A 22,732-nucleotide genomic window follows, 5' to 3' on the forward strand; every position below is an offset into this window, starting at 1 on the left:
AATTAACCGCAAAAGATGCAAAAGATAATAATAAAGCGAATTTCCAGAATAATCAAAGTGCTCAAAAGAATAAAAATCAAAGATTTTTAAAAACTATTGTGATCCTCTTATTTATAATCACCAACTTTAAATAAACATTTAGTTCATCTTTTGTGACTTTTGCGGTTAGATAAACTTCTCATAAAAAGTTAGCAGTAAAATAAAATAATGTTTTAAAACGGCTTCTGTCAGGGGGTTAACATAATAAAATTTTTCTCTTTTGTTTGATTTATAGCCATATATTTGCTGTTCAATTTTAAAAAAATATACAATTATGAAAAAAGTATTTTTTGTCGCTATGCTTGGTGTAACGGGTCTTGTTAGTGCTAAAGGAACACCTGTAAAAAACTTAAATCTTAAGGCTGCAAAAACAATAGTAAGTACTAAAGTGGTAAAAAAGACAAAAAAAACGGCTAAATTCAAGAGTACTTTTGTTACTTATACTTCTTGTGGTGTAGCTGCTACCACTACTCAGGACTGGACTAACGAACAAGGACAAATTTGGGCCAACATGGTTGAAGCAATTTATTGTGGACACGGTTATTAATAGTTAAGAAATAACAAATCTTCATTTGCACATATGGTTTTATATGTGCAATTTTTCATAATAAAAAGCAATATCAATGTCTTATCATAAAAAACTATTTCAACTATTCGTTTTATTTTACAGTATTTTATTTTATTCTCAATTGAATACTAAAGATTCATTGCGAGGAGAGTTCATTTACTTATTGAAAGCTAAATTAAATACGTTAAATCCTAATCAGACAGATGAAGAACTATTCTCACTTCAGGTAGCTGATTATCGTATATTTTTTAGTAGTCTTAATTCTTTGAAAAGAGATTCTGTAGCCGGTATTGTTTCAAGAAAAGCAATTAATAATGGTGGAGGGGTTTTTGATTTCAGAGGGACGTCAATGCCACAAACAAAGTTTTCTTATACGATCATACAAACCAATGAAAATATACAGTATTTTCAAAGAGTTGCCATGTCTTTACTATCATATAAAGAATCGGTAATAAAAGATTGGAAACTTATTGATGAAACAAAAATAATAAATACAATTAATTGCAAAAAAGCAAAGGTTTCATATAAAGGCAGAAATTGGACTGCATGGTATTCTGCAGAAATTCCATTGCCTTATGGTCCTTATAAATTCAGTGGATTGCCGGGATTAATCATAAAAATAACTGATGATAAAGGGGATTATGATTTTGAGCTGGTAAGATCTGTATCTAATTCTAAATTGAAAGACAGATTGGTAAATATATACGAAAACAGATACACTAATTCAACGGAAACAACTAAAACAGAATTAGAAAAAACGTTACAAAATTTCAGAGAAAATTCATTAGGAATACTGGAAAGTCTTGGAACAAGTGTTACTCCGGAACAAAGAAAAATCATCATGGAAAGACAGAAAGAAATGCAGTTAAGGAAAAAGGGAGATAACCCTATAGAATTAAATTAGTATAATAAAACAGGAATCCTGTCTTATTATTCAAAATGATAGCCTTTATTCAGTTAAAAATCGTTCTTCAGCTTTGTGTTCAATTAAGCATCAAGATTAAAACCTGTGAATCAAAAAAATTAAAACAAACTTTCCATTATTCATTGTTAAGTGTAACGGCTTTATGAACCTAAAAACGTTTCATAATTAAAAATCCTTCGTGAGCTTTGTATTCAATTAAGCAACATGATTAAAACCTTCGAATCAAAAGTTAAAAAAAATTCCCTTATTCATTGTTAAGTGTAACGGCTTTGTGAACCTAAAAACGTTTCATAATTAAAAATCCTTCGTGCGCTTTGTGTTCAATTAAGCATCATGATTAAAACCTGCGAATCAAAAAAATTAAAACAAACTTATTCATTTAAAATCCTGTTCCACTAAAATTTTGTTAATTTGAAGAATTATTAAAACTGAAAAATATGCAGATTCAATCCGTTTCCGTTGATGATTATATTTCCCAGATTCCCGAAGAAAGACAGGAAATATTCAGAAAAATGTATCAGACAATTAACGATAATTTACCCGAAGGTTTTACGCAGGGGTCAAGCTACGGAATGATCGGTTGGGCAGTTCCTCTGGAAACGTATCCCGACGGTTATCACTGTACACCCGGATCGCCTTTGCCTTTCATCAGCATTGCTTCCCAGAAAAATTTCGTTGCGTTGTATCACATGGGAATGTATGCGAAACCCGAACTGCTGAACTGGTTTGTAGAAGAATTTCCGAAACATTCCAAAAAGAAGCTGGATATGGGCAAATCCTGTGTGCGCTTCAAAAAAATGGAAGATATTCCGATGGAATTGTTGGCAGAAATGAGCCGGAAAATGACTGTTGAAGAATGGATTGATATTTATGAAACCAATTTTAGAAAGAAATAATTTTTTACTGAAAGTTTTTACGGCTTTTTCCCTTTTTGTCCTGATAATGGGGTGTAAAAACTCACAGATTTCAGGTTTGAAGAATGGAGATTTGCTTTTTGTGACCGCAAAACAAACGGGACTTTCAGGAGCCATTAATAATGTCACCCAAAAGCAGGAAAATGCTTCTTTCGACCACATCGGTATTGTGGAAAAAGGTAAGGACGGAATTTTCGTACTTCACGCCGCTCCAAAAGGCGGTTCGCAGAAGCAGGAAATGAAGGATTTCCTGAAAGATCAGTCGGAAGAAGGACAGCGGATTATAGTTTACCGTCTGAAATCCGAATACCAAAAATCGATTCCTTCCGCGCTTGAAAAGGCAAATTCCATGTTAGGGAAACCGTATAACTTCAATTATATTCTGGATGAAAACTCGTATTACTGTTCAGATTTTATAGAAAGAACTTTTCGGGAAGATCATATTTTTAAGCTGGAACCAATGACCTTCATCGATCCGAAAACAGGAAAAACAAATGCTTTTTGGGAAGAATTTTATCAAAAGAAAAATCTGAAAGTTCCCGAAGGAGAGTTAGGCTGCAATCCGAATGGTCTGGCTGTTTCTCAAAAACTGGAAAGAGTGATGGAACTTAAATAAAACATAAATTATATTAAAGTTGATATAAGGATATAAGAAGCGAAACCTTATATGAAAACTTTTGTGTTAGTTAGACAAGCGAATTAGCATAGTCTGGCTTAATAGTATTTCAAATTACTATTTTCTTTGTTTTCTGCTATAGATCTATTTTGAAAACGAAGCATTTGAATCCATTTAAATCCAAATTTTGTTTAAACTTTTTTGTAAATAAAAATATTCTTATCTGAAAACGCAATGACGCAGGATTTTTATTCGTCTCAAATCTTTAAAGCGCAGGAAAATCAAAGATTTCCAATAAGGATTCATGCTTAATTTTATCGCAGATAAAATCTTTGCGTCTTAAGACGATGTAGTATTTAATGATATTTTGCGCCTTTGCAATGTTTAAAATTAAAAGAGCTTTAGCCTTTTTTGTTATTGGAAAAATCAAATGGTTTTAACCGAAAAATAAACATCACAGAAAAAATTTGCTTAAAATTAAAAAAACATTACCCTACTAATTTGGTAGACTAATATTTTTTTATATTTTTGTCAGACAATTAGCACAGAGCAACAGAATATTAAATCTGAAAAAAGTTTTCTCTGAAAGTTTAACCCTAAAATGTTGAGTTATGGTAACACCAAATCCGGGACTACAGGTTTTACAAAATCAATTAAACCTGCCCAAAAAAGAATGGATACTGGAAATAGAGCTGAATGGTAAAATGAAATTTGAACATTTAATGAATACCATTTATCATCAGTTCGGGATCTGTCATAAGGTGTTATCGGCTAACGTAGAATATGTAGACGGAAGAAGTTTCGGCGCAGTTCAGCTTTATATTAATGTAAGCTCAGAAGATTTTAAGCAATTAGAATTTTATCTGGAAAAAAATAAGCTTTTGAGTACCACGGTAGAATATACCTGTAGAAAATATACTTAAGAGATTCATATAGTTTTAATTACAACAAACGACCATTACATTTTTTGTGACCGGTCGTTTTTATTTTTTGTTGAAAATTAAGAACCTTTTTAAATTTTTATAATTATTTTTTGACGCAGGGTTTAATTCACTTTTTTACATCTTATTTTCAGAAAGCAAAGGCAAATAAAATTTGCTTCATGAAACCTGAAAACGCTGTTTGATCAAATCAACTTGTTGATTACTCTTTGCTCACTTTATAACAAGTAATGTAAATATAATCTTCGTTAAAAAAGGAATGATGATTTCTGAATATTTAATCAAATTTAAACAGTTTCTAAAGCTAAAAAAAGACCACTCAAAAAGTGGTCTCTGTATTTTAAAATAAAAATTAAATTCTTTCAATATCCGCTCCGATTGCTTTCAGTCTTCCGTCGATATTTTCATAACCTCTGTCAATCTGTTCAATATTGTGAATAATAGATTTTCCTTCCGCGGAAAGGGCAGCAATTAACAGTGCATTTCCTGCTCTGATGTCAGGAGAAACCATCGTCGTTCCTCTCAGCGGAGTTTCCTGATTTAGCCCGATTACCGTTGCTCTGTGCGGGTCGCAAAGAATGATCTGCGCTCCCATATCGATCAGTTTATCTACGAAGAACAATCTGGATTCAAACATTTTCTGATGAACCAGCAGACTTCCTTTTGCCTGAGTTGCTACCACCAGAATAATCGATAACAAATCCGGAGTAAATCCTGGCCAAGGTGCATCGGAAATCGTTAAAATAGATCCGTCGATAAATTTTTGAATTTTATAATTTTCCTGAGCTGGAATAAAAATATCGTCATTGCTCTGCTCAAGCTGAATGCCTAATTTTCTGAACGTATTCGGAATAACACCAAGCTGATTCCAGTTTACGTTTTTAATGGTAATTTCAGATTTCGTCATCGCAGCAAGACCAATCCATGAACCGATTTCCACCATATCCGGAAGCATCGTATGCTCCGTTCCGTGTAGATGCGAAACCCCTTCAATCGTTAACAGGTTGGACCCGATTCCTGAAATATTAGCTCCCATTCTGTTCAGCATTTTACAAAGCTGCTGAAGATACGGTTCGCACGCCGCGTTATAAATTCTGGTTTTTCCTTTTGCCAAAGCGGCAGCCATCACGATGTTGGCTGTTCCTGTTACAGAAGCCTCTTCAAGCAGAATAAACTTACCGTTGAGTTCTTTCGCTTTTAATGAATAAAAGAATTCTTCCTCATCATAATGAAATTCGGCACCCAGTTCTACAAGTCCCTGAAAGTGAGTGTCTAATCTTCTTCTTCCTATTTTATCGCCTCCCGGAGTCGGCATATACGCTTCACCGTATCTCGCCAACATTGGTCCCATCAACATGATCGAACCTCTCAGTTTTGCGCCGTCTTTTTTAAACTCGTTTGATTTTATATAATCAAAATTTACTTTATCAGCTTTGAAAGTATAATCGCCGTGTCCGTTTTTGGTAACCTGTACACCAAAGTCGCCCAGAATCTCAATTAATCGATTAACGTCGTGGATATCGGGAATATTTTTAATTCTGACTTCCTCATCTGTCAACAAAACAGCACAAAGAATCTGAAGAGCTTCGTTCTTAGCTCCCTGTGGAGTAATTTCACCTTGCAGTCTTTTTCCTCCTCTTATTTGAAATGTTCCACTCATGTCTACTTTCTTTTATTATGATTGTTGTTGTTATTGTTGTTGTGCCTTCTTTTGTTGTTTTGGTTGTTTCGGTTGTTATTCCTGTTGTTATTGTTATTATTTCGGTTATTATTATTGGTCGTGTAATAGATTTTGCTCTTCTCAAGAGAATCTATTCCGGTAAGATCCAGCCTGTTTTCCGAAAGTTCTTTCAGGTGACGGAAGATTACATCGTCCGTTACGTGTTCTTTATTATAGACATTGTAAGATTTCTTCATATTGTTGGCAATCACCTCGATCAAAGCTTCTTTTTCGTCGCCCTGTTCAAGTTCGATGGCTTTTTCAATTAACTGAAGAATACTTTTCCCGTAAAATTTAAAATCACCCTGAAGTTTTGGATATTCCATTCTCTTCGGTTTTTCTTCAAGTTCTTCTTTCGTAGGAAAAGGGTAGGGAGAATCTACATCCAATTCATGATTAGCTAAAATATAGAGATGATCCCAAAGTTTATGTTTATAATTTTCTTCGTCTCGCAGCTGCGGGTTTCTCTGACCCATAAAATCAATGATCGCCATTGCCATTTCGCTTCTCTCTTCTTTTGTAGGAAGCTCTTTACAACGTTCAACCAACTGTTGTATAATTCTGCCGTATTCCGGCAAATGAAGCTGAGTTTTTTGGGTATTGTATTCCATAGTCTGCAAATATATGGAATAATGGAAAAATTGTACCGAAAATCTTAAAAGTTTATGATTTTTTAATGAATCTTCCGAATAACGATTTGAAGGGATTTGTTGGATAATATTAAAATTATTTCACTTGGTTTAGAATTTATTTCAATAAAATTGTATTTTAGTTGATACTTTAATAATTTAAAATTTTTAACATGAAAAAAACACACATTTTACTCTCATTGCTGGCTTTAGGCATTTTGAGTTCTTGCCAGAACAATGATGAGATCGTCAATGAAAACTCTAAACAGTTAGAGATTCATGATAAAATTGTGAATGTCACCAATCATGACGGGCGCCCTTTCAGTACAGGAGCGGGAGTTTCTTCCACCTCAAAATTTGTTGCCGGACCGGGTGGAAGCGTCCTTATGCAGGGATTTTACTGGGATGTTCCCGATGGCGGAAACTGGTGGAATACCGTAAAAACCAAAGTAACCGACTGGTCGAATGCAGGAATTGGAGCGATATGGCTTCCTCCGTCTTCAAAAGCCCAGAACGGAGCCTATTCTATGGGGTACGATCCGACGGATTACTACGATTTCGGAAATTTTAACCAGAACGGAAGTGTGGAAACACGTTTCGGATCAAGAGCGGAACTGGAAGCTCTGATTACAAAAGCTCATGACGAAAATATGCAGGTGTACGCCGATATTGTCATCAATCACAACAGTGGTGGTCAGTCGGAAGCGAATCCTTACACAGGAACCAGTACCTGGACCAATTTTTCGGGAGTAGCATCGGGAAAATTTCCAAGAAATTACAACGATTTTTACAAAAATTCTTACGGTAATAATGATGAAGGTGCTTTTGGCGGTTTTCCGGATCTTTGCCATGCCAATCCTTATGTGCAGAGCTGGCTTTGGGAAAGAGATGATTCTGTTGCTAAGTATTACAAAAACGTTATGAAGTTTGACGGATGGAGATTCGATTATGTAAAAGGTTTCGGACCATGGGTGGTGAATAAATGGAATGCGAATGTAGGCGGATTTTCTGTGGGAGAATTATGGGATTCTAATGTAAATACGCTGGAATGGTGGGCAAATAATGCCAACAGTTCGGTTTTTGATTTTGCAGCCTATTATAAAATGGATGAAGCATTTGATAATAATAATTTGAATGCTTTGAATGATGATATGATGTGGAAAAGAAATCCTTTTAAAGCGGTTACTTTTGTTGCCAATCACGATACAGACATCATTTACAATAAAATGTTGGCATATGCTTATATCTTAACCCATGAAGGATATCCTACGATTTTCTACAGAGATTATGAAGAATGGCTGAACAAAGAAAGATTAAACAATCTGATCTGGATTCACAATAACAAAGCTACCGGTACAACTTCTATTCTTTATACCGATAATGATGAGTATATCGCAAGAAGAAACGGCTACAACGGAAATCCGGGATTGGTAGTTTACATCAACAATTCTTCGACGTGGCAGGAAAGATGGATTCAGACGAACTGGGCAAGTCAGCAGATTAAAGATTTTACAGGAAGTTCAAGCTGGTATCCTACAACTCAGGGCGACAAATGGGTGAAAATTCAATGCGCTCCGAAGTCTTATTCTGTCTGGTCTTTGAACCAGTAGGATTCGACAATTTAAAATGAAAAGACTGCTTTTTTGAAAAGGCAGTCTTTGTTTATTCGTGAGAAAAGTAACTTAAATACAAATCAAACTTCAATAAATTTTTTCCTTTCATCCGGAGTCGGCAGATAACATTTCTGATTTGCCAGTTTCATTCTGTTTTTTGAAATCAGATCATAAATTATATCACTGAAAAATCCGGGAATGATTTTTCCGATGGCTGAAAGTTTATAAATTCCGCCTAAAATATTGGCAATTTGCAGAACCGCATTGGATTTTTCAAGATAATAATGATTTGGTTTCCACAAATAAAGCGTGTTGAAGACTTCCGTATTTAGTTTTCTTTCGGTTAAGAATTGTTGCCCGAAATCCGATTGCAGGGAAGCAAAAAGAAATCTGTTGTTGTGATCTCTTTTAAGAATCCACTGTACCCAGAAATTGCAGACTCCGCAATCGCCGTCAAAAAATACAATATGTTTCCCCATGCATTTTTCCTCCATGATTTTTGGTTTTAAAGAGCCATTTTTCTTTCGGTTTCCGCTTTTTCTTTTTTGAAGTAATCTACTAATATTTTTCTTTGCGCATCGGTAAGTTTCGCATCCTGATGTCCGATATAATACGATTCAAGAGGCATTTCTTTCTTTTCGACCATCTCTATGCATTCATCAAGCTTATGAACCTGCTGTTTGGGAAGATAAGTCGCAAAAGTAGAGAAATTAAGCTCTTTTCTTCCTTCATCAATATGGTTTTTTAGAATCCATGAGGCAGGAGCAATATTAGAATACCACGGATATCTGGACTCGTTGGAATGGCAGTCGTAGCAGGAATTATTAATCAGTTGTGCCACTTCGGACTGTGTGTTTTTGATCTTTAAAAAATCCATTCCGGGAGTCGGAGCCGGATTGGTTTTATCAATTGGGAAAAACTGGATGATGATAAAAGCGACAAGAATTACAACCAATATTTTTTTCATTGCTAAAATTTTATGTTTTCTGAATAGATAAAGGTACTTAAATTTCAGATAAATAAAAAGGATAAAATTCAGGAAATCTCACCACTGTCTTGAATTGTTCTAAATATGATTTTTAACGGCTGAAGATTATTTAAATTAAAGTAAAAAATGCTTAACTTAATTGAATGATTAATTTTTTGGAATTGTAAATAGCTGCAAAACAGTATTTTGATTTTAATTATTGTTTTTAACTATCGTAAAAATATTTTCAATAGATTGTATTTATATAATAACAATGGTAAGTTTGCATTGTTCATTCAGTAAAACGTAAAACAACATAAAAATTTAAACAATATGGAAAATACTTCAGGAGACATCAGCAAATGCCCTTTTCACAACGGAACGATGAAAAAAGAAAATGTAGCAGGAGGTGGTACTAAAAATATAGATTGGTGGCCGGATCAGTTAAGAGTAGATATTCTTCGTCAGCATTCTGATCTGTCTAATCCGATGGAGAAAGATTTCAATTATGCAGAAGCTTTTAAAAGTCTGGATCTGGAAGAAGTAAAAAAAGATCTTCATGCCCTAATGACGGATTCTCAGGATTGGTGGCCTGCAGATTTCGGACATTACGGACCTTTGTTTATCCGTATGGCTTGGCACAGCGCAGGAACGTATCGTGTAGGTGACGGGCGAGGCGGAGCAGGAGCAGGACAGCAGCGTTTTGCCCCTTTGAACAGTTGGCCGGACAACGTAAGTCTGGATAAAGCGAGAAGACTTCTTTGGCCCATTAAACAAAAATACGGGAAGAAAATTTCCTGGGCAGACTTAATGATCCTTACCGGGAATATTGCCTTAGAATCTATGGGATTCAAAACGTTCGGATTTGCAGGAGGTCGTGAAGATGTTTGGGAACCGGATCAGGATGTGTATTGGGGAACAGAGAAAACATGGTTGGGCGGAGATCTTCGCTATGCACATGGCTCAGACGGAGTGGTAGAAAACAGAGGAGTTCTTCCTACTGATGATAATGCAGACGGAGATATCCATACCAGAAATTTAGAAAAACCTTTGGCTGCGGTACAGATGGGACTTATTTATGTAAATCCTGAAGGTCCGGACGGAAATCCTGATCCTATTGCAGCAGCAAAAGATATTCGCGATACGTTTGGAAGAATGGCAATGAATGATGAAGAAACCGTTGCTTTAATTGCGGGAGGTCACACATTTGGTAAAACGCACGGAGCAGGACCTGCAGATCATGTAGGAGAAGAGCCGGAAGCAGCAGGAATTGAAGCACAGGGATTCGGGTGGAACAGTACCTACAAATCCGGAAAAGGACCGGATTCTATTTCCAGCGGACTGGAAGTAACCTGGACGGAAACTCCGACGGAATGGAGCAATTATTTCTTTAAAAATCTTTTCGAAAACGAATGGGAACTTACCAAAAGTCCTGCAGGAGCGCATCAGTGGGTTGCCAAAAATGGTGAAGAAATTATTCCGGATGCTTTTGATCCTGATAAAAAACACAGACCGACAATGCTTACAACGGATCTTTCGTTGAGGTTTGATCCTGTTTATGAGAAAATTTCAAGAAGATTTTATGAAAATCCGGATGCTTTTGCAGACGCATTTGCAAGAGCGTGGTATAAACTGACACACAGAGATATGGGACCAAAAGCCCGTTATTTAGGACCGGATGTTCCTGCGGAAGAATTAATATGGCAGGATCCGATTCCGGAAGTGGATCACGCGTTAATCAATAATTCAGACGTTGAAGCTTTAAAATCAAAAATTTTAGATTCAGGTTTAAGTGTTTGCGAATTGGTTTCTACAGCCTGGGCATCGGCTTCTACATTCAGAGGAAGTGACAAAAGAGGAGGTGCAAACGGGGCGAGAATTCGTCTGGCTCCACAAAAAGACTGGGAAGTAAATAATCCGGCACAGCTTCAGAAAGTTTTAAACATTCTTGAAAATATTCAGAAAGAATTTAATGAAAATCAGACAGGCGGTAAAAGAGTTTCTTTAGCAGACCTTATTGTTCTTGCAGGAAGTGCTGCTGTTGAAAAAGCGGCAAAAGACGGAGGTTATCCGGTAATCGTTCCTTTTGCGCCGGGAAGAATGGATGCTTCACAGGAACAGACGGATGTAGAATCTATGGGATATCTTGAGCCTGCAGCAGATGGATTCAGAAATTATTTAAAGAAAAAATTCTCGGTTTCCACAGAATCATTACTGATTGATAAAGCACAATTATTAAATCTTACAGCTCCTGAACTTACCGTACTGATCGGAGGAATGAGATCTCTTAATGCAAATTTCGACGGATCTTCTCACGGTATTTTTACACAGAATCCGGGAGTGCTTTCCAATGATTTCTTTGTTAATTTATTGGATATGAGTACCCAGTGGAAATCGGCTTCGGAAGATAATGAACTTTACGAAGGAACAGACCGAAAAACAGGAGATAAAAAATGGACAGCCACGAGAGCAGATCTTGTTTTCGGATCGAATTCCGAACTGAGAGCTATTTCAGAAGTATACGCAAGCTCTGATGCTAAAGAAAAATTTGTGAAAGATTTTGTTTCAGCATGGGTAAAAGTGATGAATCTTGATCGGTTTGATTTAAAATAATTTAATTATTTAACATAATATTTAAAAAGACAGCCAATTTGGTTGTCTTTTTGTGTTTTAAATGTATTTTTATTGGTTTAAAATTAGGATTTGTGTAATAAAGATATATTTTTGTTAAAAAAACAAATTCTAATATGATAAGAAAATTATTTCCTGCCTTACTATTGGTAGGTTCTTTTAGTTACGCTCAAATCGGTATCAACGGTGAAAATCCAAATGCCACATTGGATGTTATTGGCAATCCGGGAGATCCATTCAAATTTGACGGGATTATTGCCCCGAGAATTACAGGAGATCAATTGAGAGCAAAAAATTATACTGCATCACAAAACGGAGCAATTGTTTTCGTTACACAGGAAGATACAGCTCCTGCAGGACAGACCATAGATGTTACGGCTTCCGGATATTACTATTTTGACGGAAATTCTGGGAAATGGATCAAGCTGATCTCTGCTGCAGCTTCACAAAAAATCAGGACATTATCAACCGGAACTGTTGCAGACGACGATTATACCGTTTTAATATCTGGAGATGTTACTTTACCATCTGCAACTTCGTCGAACAGAGGAAAGGTCTATCAACTCATCAACGATACTGCAGGAAATGTAACGGTAAATGGTTTATTCAGAATCAACGGAGGCAATTTTTCTAACTATGGATTAAATAACAGCAATCTGGGAAGAGGAATTGTAGTGCAGAGTACGGGATCGGCTTGGGTAATTACTTCAAGATATTAGTATCTTTATTTTGTCTGTGAAAAAAGCCGGTTTAATTTTCCGGCTTTATTTTTATGATTACTGAAGATTTTTAAAAATCTGATATTGTATAAGCTTTAGTCGCTACAACTTAATCTTAAAATATTTACGATACTCTTTTTAGTCTTATTTCCTCTTTTCGTTTTTTGAGAAAATCAGCAGGTCGAATGCCATTTTGTTCATAAAATAAATTTGAAAAACTTTGCCGATTGCTAAAACCACAGGCAAGTGCTATATCTTCTACAGAGTATTTTTGCCAAAGTTTATTATTGTATATTTTTTCTGTTGCGTAATCTATTCTTAATTTATTGATATAAGTATTGAAATTACAGCCCTGATATTCATTCATAAATTGTGAAATATAAGTTGCATTGGTTCCAAACTCTATTGCAAGTTTTCCAGCAGTAATTCCTTTTTCAAGAAAGCCATTATTTTTTTCAAAATCAGAGAATTTACTTTTAAGAAGCTGAACTGTTTTTATTTCTATCTTTGAGTTCTTTTCGGTAAGTTTATTAAGATCTGCATTTTCTTTTATTTTTGTATTCTTTGAACTGATTTTTTCTAACAGCTCCTCATATTTAATCTGAATTTCTTTTTTCTTTCTCAGCCAATATGCTAAAAATAATATAAGAACTAAAATTACGACGAAGCTGAATATGAGTAAAAACTTTCCGAAAGAATTGGTTTTTTCAAGATTTGATTGAGCTTCAAGTAAAGATTTTGTATCGTAGTCCCGGTGTATACGATTGGAAAGATATTTAAAATCTGTGGAGATGATGCTGTCTGCTTTTAGCAGTTGCTTGGTATAATATAATTCTTCTTTTGGTTGGTTTTTATTTCTGTAAAATGTAATAAGTTTTTCGTAATTGTTTCTTAATTCAGGAAGAATAAACTGGTATTTATTGAAGATAGAATCTACTTTCTTATAATCAGAAAGAGCTTTTTCAGTATTTTTTAGTTCATCATAAGCAGATCCCCGATAGTAGTAAATGACAGATGCAAAGGTGTAATCATTAATTTTTATGAATTCAGGCAGTGCTTTGTTAAATATTTGAATGGAATTTAGATAAGATTTTTTATTAAATTCTGTAATGGCTTCACTTTTATAGAAATAACTTTTTTCGAGATTGAAAAAAGAATCTTTTGGAAGAGCATCTAATCCTTCTTTTATAAGTTTTTCAGATTCAGTATAATTTCCCAGTTGCTGGTAACAGACAATCATTTGATGTAAGCAATTGAGATAGCCTTTTTGATGATTCTTGATAAGATTAGGGTGTATATTTGCTTTTATTTTTGATTTAAAATAGACATTACATGACTTAAATAATTGTAATGCTTCTTCATAATACCCCAGATAGCTTTTTACAACACCAATATGGTATAGATTTTGGTATTTTAGAAATTCATCATCTGTATTTTTTGTATACTCATATGCCTTCAAATATTCATTCAGAGCTGGTTGAAATTTTCTGTAGGTAAAATAATATACAGCTCCTTTACTTATATATGAACTGCCAATAAGATCAGAATTTCCAGATAATTTTGCAGCAGAAATAGCACTGTCTGCATATTCTATTTTTTTGTTTGGTGAATATCTTATAGCATCATCATAAGCCTGAAACAATTCTGCATAATTTTTTTCTTTTTTTGCTTTCGATATGTAGATGTTGAGATAATGAAAAGCTTTTTGATCATTCTCTTCATATATCCAATATTTATTTCTTAACGCAGAATAATAATCCTGTGCTGACAGTTGACAGATTGTAAAAAAAACAAAAAAGCTGAAAATAGTTTTATTCATTCCTTTTTTAATTTGTTTTTCATGGAATTCTTTTTTCACTTCAAATGTAATTATTTTAATATAATAAAAGTTTACATAGATATAAAAATGTTTTTTACTGATGATAATAAATCACTGATGATTAGAGTAATAAACAGAGGAAATGTAAAAATTATAAAAATTTTTACGTAATAATTTTTATAATCTTACCCACAACTATTTGTGAAACAGGGTGTACTCTTTTAATATTGCTAAAAATAATCGATGACTTTCGGCCGGAAATTATCAACCAAAAAAATATTGAAAAAGTATGAAATTCAAAATCACTATAATCTTACTTGGGCTTTTTTGTGTGTTGTTAAATTCTTGCAGGGAAACTGAAGATCTAAATTATCCAAATACTGTTTCAGATAATATTACTTTACAAAAGGATAGTAAAAAAGAAAAAGACTCTAGTGAAAACCAAAAGGATCCTCCAATAAAAGGAACTCACTGGAAAACTCAAAGTGTAGGTTCCGCTGAAAAATAGAATGAAAAAATATACATTACTTTTTTTATTAATATCTGTCTTTTCTTTTGCTCAGGACTCGATCAATAAGATTGTAGAAAAGCAAATAGAGCAAATAGAAATTGTTACAAAGAAAAAATTGATTGAAAGAAAAATCGACAGATTGGTATTTAATGTTGAAAATTCAATTTCTGCAACGGGGGGAGATGCACTTGATGCCTTAAAAGTAACACCTGGAATACGCGTGCTCAATGACAAAATTTCGATGATAGGTAAAAGCGGAATGATTGTGATGGTGGATGATAAAGTAATAAAACTCTCAGGAGATGATCTTATAAGTTTTTTAAAAACAATACCATCAGACAATATTAAAAGTATTGAAGTAATTACAGTGCCACCGTCCAAATATGAAGCACAAGGAAATAGCGGGATCATTAATATAAAGCTTAATAAAGTAAAACAAAATAGTTGGAACAGTTCAGTGAGAAGTACTTATACACAAACCACTTATCCTGCGGGAACTATAGGAGGAAGTTTTAATTATAATAAAGATAAAATTTCTATTGAATCTGATTTGGGATATACAAACGGATCGATTGCTCCCAGCTATAATACAACTTTCTTTTATCCCAATCAGATATGGAGAGAAGTAAATACAAACAGAAACTATTACGATTTGGTTCGTGGAAAATTGGGCGTAAATTACAGATTTTCTGACAAGTTTAATATTGGCGTACAGTATATGTCCAGTAATAACAAGAAAAGAAATTTAGAAAATGATCATTCAACCATAACAGATAATATTAGTAATTCTATTGACTCCTTAATCGTTAATAAAGCTGAAAATAGAATAAGAAATAGATTTAATACTGTAGATTTTTATTCCGTTTATAAATTAGATACTCTGGGTAGAAAAATTTCAGCAAATTTTAACTATTTGAAATTTAAAGATACACAAGACAGGATTTTTAGCTCAAATAATTTGTTGGCAAACAATGTGGTAATTCCCAATTCATATTATTCTGCCAATAATATTTCAAAACAGGATATTGAAAATTATTCGGCAAATGTTGATGTGGATTTTCCGACTAAGTTCGCAGATTTTACTTTTGGTGGGAAAGTTTCTTTTACAAAGAATAAAACAGATCTGGCTTTGTACAATCTTAGTTCAGGAAGTTCAATATATGATGCTGCACAGAGTAATCGGTTTGTTTATAAAGAAAATACAGAAGCACTGTATTTTTCTGCCAGCAAAAAATTATCCGAGAAATGGGAAACCCAGCTGGGTCTAAGATTTGAAACTACACAAACTGAGGGGAATTCAATTTCTTTAGATAGAATAAATAAGAATAATTACTCGAAATTATTTCCAACATTTTATCTGACATATACTCCTGATGAAAATAATATTTTCTCAATTAACTACAGCAGAAGATTAAACAGACCCAATTTTGAGGATTTAAATCCATTCAGAATATACAATAACAAATACCAGTATTCTGAAGGCAATCCCTTTCTTCAGCCAAGTTACAGTCATAACATGGAGTTGAGTTATACTCTTAAAAATAACTGGACAAGTAAGCTTTACTACTCTAAAATAACAGATGGTTCAGGCGGTATTATTTTGATAGATCCAGTGAATAATAATTTACAGGCAAATATAATTTTAAATTATTTGAACTCACAAATCATAGGTCTTTCAGAATCGTATACATTAAACTTAAAAAAATGGTTTCAAAGTTATAACAGTTTTGATGTGTATTATTCTAATTCAAAATCAACAGTGCCATATATAAACTCTAATGTGGACGGATTTAATTATAACCTGACTACCAATAATACTTTTAGTCTTAATAAGGAAAAGACCGTTTTATTCGGACTGAATTATTCTTACAATTTTAAGGGAGTTTCGGGAGTAGACAGAATTTCCGCATACAGCCAGCTTGATGTATCATTAAAATTTTTGTTTTTAAATAAAAATCTGAGTCTTGCAATTATTGGAAATGACATTTTAAAAAGCAGTATCATAACCCAGACTTCAATAACCAATAATTATCAGATTATATACAAAAACTATGAGGATATAAGGTTTTTAAGGCTGTCATTAGTTTACAAATTTGGTAATAAAGATATCAAAAGTACTCAGATAGAAGGAAGTAACGAAGAAGAAAAAAACAGACTTAAAAAATAAACGCATAAATAAAGACCAACGAGGGTATAAAACAGAACGTTAAAGTTCTGGTGTCTTTAAAAGTTTGCCGATTGTTTAACCCATTAAAAAATTAATAACATGGAAAAGAAAAAATTCAATGCCAAAGATTTTTTGAATGTTAGCACTTTATCACCGCTTGAATCTGCAGAGATCAAAGGAGGTATGGCTGACACTATTAAAACTGTAAGAACAGTTAAAACTGTTGTAGATGTAGTAACAACAGTAACAAACTAAAAACTAAAGTTTTTACAGCTAAAGGCGGTGGAAAATCCACCGCCTTATAAAATTTAAAAACATATAACTATGAATACAGAGATATTAGCAGAAATAAAACCATTTTCTTCAGAATGGTGGGATTTTTTCCTAAAAGAAAATGGAAACTTTACAGAGACCAAAGTATTTAAAGGTGTAATAAGCGATGCGGATGTTGTTCTTTTAAATGAAGAAATAGTTAAAATTCTACAAGAATTATATTTATTAAAAACAAATAAGTATGGTTTTAGAATATACTTAGATGGGAAGGAACAGGATAATACTTTTATGACTAATTTATTCGAAAACCATGCGCCTTTTGATAATGAAAATATTACAGAATATTTTAATAGAGTGTTTTCAGATAAGAAATTTGGAATGATCATTAATCATACTGAAAAATTTTCTGAAGAATTAGCTCGTAATGTATTATTAAAAATACAGCCATTACTCGATAAAGTAGGTATTCCCCTAACAGGATTAAGTGCTCACATACTAATTGGAAACTACGGATGGACTCCTTTAGGGATTCATCAGGATACCAGAGGCGAAAATGTTATTCATTTTCATTTGGGGCCTGGTCCTAAAATTATGTACAACTGGAACGAGGAAGATTATAAGGAACTGACCGGTAAAAAAGATAATAATAAAGATGTCGAACCACTTTTACCATACGCAGAAAGTTATCCCTTTGAAACGGGAGATCTTTATTATATGCCTTGGAATAAATATCATATCGGCTTCTCAGACCAATTTTCTGTAGGCCTTACCATTTGGTTTAACAATCCTACAAAGAGGAGTTTTACTACCGCAATTCTTGATGCCCTTCATTTGCAGCATCTTAATGAGGATGACGAAATTTTAAGCCCAAATAAGGACAAAGATATTGATTTAACGTTTGAAAATATTAAATCCGTACTAAATCTCAATGAAAATCTAAAAGGACTGACTTTTATTGATTTATTAAAGTATCTCCACAAAGAGTATAAATTAGCGATTTTAAGCAACGGGGGATGGGCGAGTATTCCTGTGACCTTAAGTGATAAAATCAAGTATGAGATTGATAATTATGAAATACTGGATAATAAGAAAATTATCACTCCATATCCCTTTAAAACATTTTACGAAAAAATAGATGATGAATTGGTGATTTTTGCAAGAGGATATAAGGTGAAAATTAGATATCATGATGAGCTAATAAATATAATTGATAAGTTAAACCAGAATAAAGAAGAACTGGTAACGGATTTACTCAGTAATTTGATAGTTGATTGGCCTGTAGAAGCAGGTTTATACTTTTTATCGCTCCTTTATGACAAGAGAGCTATTAATATTGTTGAAACTAATCAGTTGAAATAAGATGGAACAGGCAATTATCGAAAAAGTAGAATCTTTTTCTGCGGAGTGGTGGGATCATTTTTTAGAAGATAGTGGGAATTTTACTAAAACAAAAGTATACAAAAATGTAATTTCTAATGATGATATTGATATATTAAAGAACGAAGCAGTAAAGATTTTACAGGAGATTTATACTCATAGAACTAATCAGTATGGGTTTAGAGTGTACATAAAAGGTGAAGAACAGGATATAAACTATATATCCAAACTTTTTGATGCTCCACCAACTGAAAAAGAAACTTTGGAAAGTTATGCCGAAAGAGTTTTTGAAAAACAAAAATTCGGAATGATTATTAATAGAACTGAAAAATTTTCAGAGAAAGTTTCACAGAATATTTTATTAAAATTACAGCCTTTACTGGATAAAGTAGGAATACCTTTAACAGGACTGGAAATGACTCTGTTTGTAGGAAATTACGGATGGACACCTTTGGGAATTCATATTGATATTAAGGGCGAGAATATAATGCATTTTCATCTTGGACCCGGTCCAAAAATAATGTATAATTGGGAAGAAGATACATATAAGGGGTTAACTGGCAAAAAAGAAAATAATACAGATATAGAACCACTTCTGCCTTATTCGGATGCATATCCTTTCGAAACTGGAGATTTTTATTTTATGCCATGGAATAAGTATCATATAGGATTTTCTGATGAATTGTCTATCGGATTTATAGTTGGATTTAACAATCCTACAAGAAAAGGTTTTACATCTGCAATTTTAAATTCTATTTCTCAGCAATATTTGAATGATAACAAACAAATATTAAGTCCGGATAAAAACGTAGAAGTTGAAGATTCATTTAATGCCATTGAATCAGTAATTAATTTAGATGAAAATCTTAGACACCTATCTTTCCTGGATTTGATGAAGTACTTACACAAAGAATTTAAATTAGCAATTTTAAGTAATGGCGGATGGGCAAATATCCCAATAACCTTAAATGATAAAATAAAATATGATGTAGATAATTATGAAGTACTTGAGAATAAAAAAATAATTACTCCTTATCCATTTAAAACATATTATGAAAAAATTGGAGATGAGTTAGTCATGTTTGTGCGAGGTTATAAAGTAAAAATTAAATATCATGATGAATTACCCGGAATTATTGATAAATTAAATAGAAATAAAGAGGAGGAAGTAACGGATTTATTAAGTACTTTAACGCAAGATTGGCCTGTAGAAGCCGGCTTATACTTTTTATCATTACTTTATGATAAAAGAGCAATTAATATCATCGAATAGCAAAATAAAAAATGAAAAAAATAATACTTTTAATACTTATGACTGCATTATCAAATTTAGGAACAGCCCAGACAAAAACTACCAGTAGTACAAAGTCTTCCGAAAGCTATAGTTATTCGACTTCTTTTGATGCAAAGCAAAAAGAGTCGATACTGAACTATTTAAAAAAAGAGCTAGGCAAAGAGTATAAAACAACGAACCAGAAGTTAGTATGGTCGAAGATTAGTGATCTTGAAACTAAAAATGACAAAACGTTTGTTAAACTAGAAGGTAATGAAATTGAATTAAATTATCAAAGTAAAAACGATTTATTGAATCCCCTTATATTGAAAAAACTGAAAAAAATATCTGATTTTATTGAATCAACCAACAAATAAATGAAATTTATTCCTCAGTATAATATCATGGACTGTGGTCCGGCTTGTCTGGCTATGATTGCCAATGAGTATGGAAAAAAATATACTCTGAAATATTTAAGAGAAAAATCATTTCTTACAAGAGATGGAGTATCTTTATTAGGAATCAGCGAAGCGGCGCAAAGCATAGGATTTGAAACAGTAACAACCAGAATAAATTTAGACCAGCTTTTAGATTTACCTACACCCTGTATATTACATTGGGATCAAAACCATTTTATAGTTTTAGAAAAAATAAAAGGATCCAAAAAAGGCAATAAGTCTTTTTTTAAAAGAGGCTTATTGTTTAAAATTGTTGATCCTTCCTATGGTATATTATACCTTAAGGAAACTGAATTTTTAAAGCATTGGATTAGCAGCGACAACAAAGGTGTTGCATTATTTCTCAATCCTACAGATGCTTTCTATGAATATTCTCCACCTGCGGAAAATAAAATAAATATCAAATATTTAGCAGGAATTTTATTTCAGCATAAAAAACAGTTTTTGTGGATGTTATTATCTTTGCTTTTAGGCAATTTAGTAAACATCGCTTTCCCGTTTTTAACGCAAAATCTTATAGACAAAGGAATTACGGACAAAAATCTGTCAATTGTTCAATTGATACTTTTTGCGCAGATCAGCTTGTTTCTGGGAGCTATGACTGTTGAAATCATTAGAAACTGGCTGGTTTTAAAAGTAGGAACAAAAATCAGCATAACAATTATTTCAGACTTTCTAAGAAAATTATTACAGTTAAAAATAAAATTCTTTGATACTAAAATGATGGGCGATTTCACTCAAAGAATTCAGGATAATGAAAGAATCGAAAATTTTTTAACTTCACAGAGTTTAATCACTATTTTTTCCATTATTTCATTTTGTGTATTTTTTGTGATTTTGGGATATTACAACTACACAATACTGTTCATTTATTTGCTTCTTACTGTTTTAGCTGTTTGTTGGTCTGCATATTTTCTAAAGAAAAGAAGCATACTCGATTTTTATAAATTTAAATTAAAAAGTGAAAATCAAAATGCCATCTATGAGATTATAAATGGTGTAACAGAGATGAAGCTAAATCAGTTTCAGGATTTTAAGAATAAAGAATGGCAGAAAATTCAGGATAAATTATTACAAATAAATGCAAGAGTTCTGAGGTTAACTCAATTTCAGATCGGCGGTTTTGAAATAATCAACCAGATTAAGAACATTATTGTAACCTATATATCAGCTGTTTGTGTGATAAAAGGAGAAATGTCATTAGGTGAGCTTATGGCAATTTCTTTTATATTGGGACAAATGATCTCTCCTCTTAACAGTATTACAACATTTTTTTATTCTCTACAGGATGCCAAGCTTAGTTTGGAAAGACTCTCTGAAGTTCAGTATCATGAAGATGAAGAAAATGAAAATTTAATCCCTCTTCCAAAAACATCTTTATTAAATAATCAAGGGATCAATATTAATGATGTTTCATTTCAATATGAAGGTCCTAAATCTCCATTTGTTCTTAAAGATATTAGTTTTAAAATTCCGGAAGGAAAAATAACGGCAATTGTCGGCGCAAGCGGTAGTGGAAAAACTACTTTAATGAAACTGCTTCTGAGATTTTACGAACCAACAAGAGGGGAACTTTTCTATAATTCTGAAAATATATCAAAAATTTCCCCAAAAAGTTTACGGGAAAATTGTGGTGTCGTAATGCAGGATGGCTTTATATTTTCAGATACTATTGAAAGAAATATTGCCACTGGTGATGAGGAGGTAAACAGAGAAAAACTTCAAAACGCAGTAAAAATTGCAAATATAGAAGAGTTTATAGATGAACTTCCTTTAGGATATAATACCAAAATCGGAGCATCAGGAAATGGTATTTCTGGTGGGCAAAAACAAAGAATACTTATTGCAAGAGCAGTTTATAAAAACCCTCATTACATTTTTTTTGATGAAGCTACTTCTGCACTTGATGCCGAAAATGAAAAAATCATCCATGACAATTTACAACAGTTTTTCAAAGGAAAAACAGTTTTAATAATCGCACACCGTTTAAGTACAGTGAAAAATGCCGATCAAATTATTGTCTTAAAAAATGGAAGAATTGTAGAGCATGGAAATCATCAGACATTGGTTGATAATAAAGCAGATTACTATAATCTGGTAAAAAACCAGCTGGAGTTGGGCAGCTAATTTATATAAATTAAAATTCTTTAAAGATCAATACCTTTTTGATGAAAAGCAGTCATAATTAATATCAATAGCACAAAACATTTTTATATACAAAAAAACCGTTAATTTGAAAATTAACGGTTTTCGTAGACCCACAGGGATTCGAACCCCAGATGACTGAACCAAAATCAGTAGTGTTACCGCTACACCATGGGTCTGTATTTCTATGACGCGAAATTATATAAATTATTTTAAAAATAAAAATCATATTGAAAGAAAAAATGCGTGTTTCTCGATTATTAATTGATTTACAAAGATTTATTTTCTGCTTTTTTATTGAAATTTAAATCCGATACTGCGTTTTAATTCTTAAAATATGTTTCGGCAGCTAATATTCTGATTTTTTGATCTCTTTAATCGGCTTTAAACATGAAGAATTTCAAATAAAATAAAAAGCTTACCTTTG

20 protein-coding genes and 1 tRNA gene are annotated in these 22,732 nt (G+C 32.9%); 15 read left to right on the forward strand and 6 right to left on the reverse strand.

What is annotated here, in order from left to right; all coding sequences use genetic code 11:
• Nucleotides 1-313: 313 nt before the first annotated feature.
• The 5 genes from BW951_RS05890 (at nucleotide 314) to BW951_RS05910 (ending at nucleotide 3,985) form a co-directional block, all read left to right on the forward strand.
• Nucleotides 314-586, forward strand: coding sequence for a hypothetical protein (locus tag BW951_RS05890; RefSeq protein ID WP_076390932.1), 273 nt, complete (start codon nucleotides 314-316; stop codon nucleotides 584-586).
• Between the two features lie 76 nt (nucleotides 587-662).
• Nucleotides 663-1,511, forward strand: a complete 849-nt coding sequence (locus BW951_RS05895; protein WP_076390933.1) for a GLPGLI family protein — start codon at nucleotides 663-665, stop codon at nucleotides 1,509-1,511.
• A gap of 458 nt (nucleotides 1,512-1,969) precedes the next feature.
• Nucleotides 1,970-2,428, forward strand: a complete 459-nt coding sequence (locus BW951_RS05900; RefSeq protein WP_076390934.1) for a DUF1801 domain-containing protein — start codon at nucleotides 1,970-1,972, stop codon at nucleotides 2,426-2,428.
• A complete protein-coding gene (locus BW951_RS05905) occupies nucleotides 2,403-3,062 on the forward strand; it encodes a YiiX/YebB-like N1pC/P60 family cysteine hydrolase (protein ID WP_084196362.1) in 660 nt (219 codons plus the stop codon). Before BW951_RS05900 ends, BW951_RS05905 begins: the two co-directional genes overlap by 26 nt.
• 611 nt (nucleotides 3,063-3,673) lie before the next feature.
• A complete protein-coding gene (locus tag BW951_RS05910) occupies nucleotides 3,674-3,985 on the forward strand; it encodes an NIL domain-containing protein (protein ID WP_076390935.1) in 312 nt (103 codons plus the stop codon).
• A gap of 370 nt (nucleotides 3,986-4,355) precedes the next feature.
• Here BW951_RS05910 and murA read toward each other — a convergent pair whose 3' ends face one another.
• Nucleotides 4,356-5,663 (reverse strand): UDP-N-acetylglucosamine 1-carboxyvinyltransferase, encoded by a 1,308-nt coding sequence (murA, locus tag BW951_RS05915; protein WP_076390936.1) that lies wholly within the window; start codon nucleotides 5,661-5,663, stop codon nucleotides 4,356-4,358.
• 2 nt (nucleotides 5,664-5,665) lie between these two features.
• Nucleotides 5,666-6,334: a DUF4290 domain-containing protein gene (locus BW951_RS05920; RefSeq protein ID WP_076390937.1), complete on the reverse strand. Its 669-nt coding sequence runs from the start codon at nucleotides 6,332-6,334 to the stop codon at nucleotides 5,666-5,668.
• A 191-nt stretch (nucleotides 6,335-6,525) separates the two neighbouring features.
• Here BW951_RS05920 and BW951_RS05925 point away from each other — a divergent pair, with 191 nt between their 5' ends.
• On the forward strand, nucleotides 6,526-7,962 hold the full coding sequence (locus BW951_RS05925; RefSeq protein ID WP_076390938.1) for an alpha-amylase: 1,437 nt from the start codon (nucleotides 6,526-6,528) through the stop codon (nucleotides 7,960-7,962).
• An 83-nt stretch (nucleotides 7,963-8,045) separates the two neighbouring features.
• Here the strand turns inward: BW951_RS05925 and BW951_RS05930 are convergent, their stop codons facing one another.
• Nucleotides 8,046-8,459, reverse strand: a complete 414-nt coding sequence (locus tag BW951_RS05930; RefSeq protein ID WP_076390939.1) for a thiol-disulfide oxidoreductase DCC family protein — start codon at nucleotides 8,457-8,459, stop codon at nucleotides 8,046-8,048.
• Between the two features lie 11 nt (nucleotides 8,460-8,470).
• On the reverse strand, nucleotides 8,471-8,932 hold the full coding sequence (locus tag BW951_RS05935; RefSeq protein WP_076390940.1) for a heme-binding domain-containing protein: 462 nt from the start codon (nucleotides 8,930-8,932) through the stop codon (nucleotides 8,471-8,473).
• Between the two features lie 333 nt (nucleotides 8,933-9,265).
• On the opposite strand from BW951_RS05935, the gene katG reads away from it, so the two are divergent.
• Nucleotides 9,266-11,545 carry a catalase/peroxidase HPI gene (katG, locus tag BW951_RS05940; protein WP_076390941.1) on the forward strand — a complete coding sequence of 760 codons (2,280 nt, stop codon included), beginning with the start codon at nucleotides 9,266-9,268 and terminating at the stop codon, nucleotides 11,543-11,545.
• Between the two features lie 134 nt (nucleotides 11,546-11,679).
• Nucleotides 11,680-12,282: a hypothetical protein gene (locus BW951_RS05945; RefSeq protein ID WP_076390942.1), complete on the forward strand. Its 603-nt coding sequence runs from the start codon at nucleotides 11,680-11,682 to the stop codon at nucleotides 12,280-12,282.
• A gap of 124 nt (nucleotides 12,283-12,406) precedes the next feature.
• Here the strand turns inward: BW951_RS05945 and BW951_RS05950 are convergent, their stop codons facing one another.
• Nucleotides 12,407-14,140 carry a helix-turn-helix domain-containing protein gene (locus BW951_RS05950; RefSeq protein WP_084196363.1) on the reverse strand — a complete coding sequence of 578 codons (1,734 nt, stop codon included), beginning with the start codon at nucleotides 14,138-14,140 and terminating at the stop codon, nucleotides 12,407-12,409.
• Nucleotides 14,141-14,390: 250 nt separating this feature from the next.
• On the opposite strand from BW951_RS05950, the gene BW951_RS05955 reads away from it, so the two are divergent.
• From BW951_RS05955 to BW951_RS05980, 7 genes are all read left to right on the forward strand, one after another.
• Nucleotides 14,391-14,609, forward strand: a complete 219-nt coding sequence (locus BW951_RS05955; protein WP_076390943.1) for a hypothetical protein — start codon at nucleotides 14,391-14,393, stop codon at nucleotides 14,607-14,609.
• A 1-nt stretch (nucleotide 14,610) separates the two neighbouring features.
• Nucleotides 14,611-16,779 carry an outer membrane beta-barrel family protein gene (locus tag BW951_RS05960; RefSeq protein ID WP_076390944.1) on the forward strand — a complete coding sequence of 723 codons (2,169 nt, stop codon included), beginning with the start codon at nucleotides 14,611-14,613 and terminating at the stop codon, nucleotides 16,777-16,779.
• A 99-nt stretch (nucleotides 16,780-16,878) separates the two neighbouring features.
• The gene (locus tag BW951_RS22665; RefSeq protein ID WP_165796729.1) at nucleotides 16,879-17,034 is read left to right on the forward strand and encodes a hypothetical protein; all 156 of its coding nucleotides are present in this window, start codon (nucleotides 16,879-16,881) and stop codon (nucleotides 17,032-17,034) included.
• A gap of 69 nt (nucleotides 17,035-17,103) precedes the next feature.
• Nucleotides 17,104-18,411, forward strand: a complete 1,308-nt coding sequence (locus BW951_RS05965; protein WP_076390945.1) for a hypothetical protein — start codon at nucleotides 17,104-17,106, stop codon at nucleotides 18,409-18,411.
• Nucleotide 18,412: 1 nt separating this feature from the next.
• Entirely contained in the window at nucleotides 18,413-19,702 is a 1,290-nt protein-coding gene (locus BW951_RS05970; protein WP_076390946.1) for a hypothetical protein, read from the forward strand.
• Nucleotides 19,703-19,713: 11 nt separating this feature from the next.
• Complete coding sequence (locus BW951_RS05975) at nucleotides 19,714-20,079, forward strand: hypothetical protein (RefSeq protein WP_076390947.1); 366 nt, start codon at nucleotides 19,714-19,716, stop codon at nucleotides 20,077-20,079.
• Nucleotides 20,080-22,287, forward strand: a complete 2,208-nt coding sequence (locus BW951_RS05980) for a peptidase domain-containing ABC transporter (RefSeq protein WP_076390948.1) — start codon at nucleotides 20,080-20,082, stop codon at nucleotides 22,285-22,287. It begins immediately after the preceding gene.
• Between the two features lie 126 nt (nucleotides 22,288-22,413).
• Here the strand turns inward: BW951_RS05980 and BW951_RS05985 are convergent.
• Nucleotides 22,414-22,484 (reverse strand) — tRNA-Gln (locus tag BW951_RS05985).
• Nucleotides 22,485-22,732: the final 248 nt, after the last annotated feature.

The organism is Chryseobacterium gambrini, assembly GCF_900156825.1.
Taxonomy (GTDB): Bacteria; Bacteroidota; Bacteroidia; order Flavobacteriales; family Weeksellaceae; genus Chryseobacterium; species Chryseobacterium gambrini.